The 575-nt window shown below is 51.7% G+C and carries 1 pseudogene; it reads right to left on the bottom strand.

Annotated elements, in window-relative coordinates:
- Nucleotides 1-137: 137 nt before the first annotated feature.
- Nucleotides 138-575 (bottom strand): annotated as a pseudogene (locus tag VE26_RS17695) (hypothetical protein); the annotation flags it as partial.

Genomic DNA, 575 nt, shown 5'->3' on the forward strand with positions numbered 1-575 from the left:
CTCTTTTTCTTTTTTTTTTTTTTTTTTTTCTTTTCCTTTTCTCTTCCCTCTTTTATCTTTTCCTCTTCTTTCCTTTCTCCTTTCCTCTCCTTTCTCCTTCCTCAACTTTCTTCTCTTCCTTTTTCCTCCCCCAACGTCTAACTTCCATCCCCTTTACTCCTCCCCCATCTCTCTTCTACCTTCCTAACCCATCTTTTCCACTTACTATCCTCCTTGTCATCCGCTTCACCCCTGCCCACGTCCTCTCTCTCTCCCTTGCCACCTCCTTCACCTATCCCACTTCTTACTCTCCCGTGCCTCTTCATTCTTCCCTCTCGCCCTCCCCGGCCTGCGCTAGCGCCCCCTTCGCCATCCCTTCCCCCCCCCCTTCTCCCCCCCCCTGCCTCTTTTCCCCCTCTCTTCCCCCCCATCCCCTCTCCCTTCTCCGCTTTTTTCCCTCTTTCCTTTTCTTCTTTCATCTCTCGCAGTCGCTGTTCGCCTTCCCCGCTACCCACTTCCTTCCTCCGGTTGTCAGCTTTTTCTGCTTTTCCGCCGTCATCGTACTCGTGACTGTCATCCTCTTCTCCATCTGCTTT

Origin of the sequence: Devosia chinhatensis, assembly GCF_000969445.1 — a bacterium.
Taxonomy (GTDB): Bacteria; Pseudomonadota; Alphaproteobacteria; order Rhizobiales; family Devosiaceae; genus Devosia; species Devosia chinhatensis.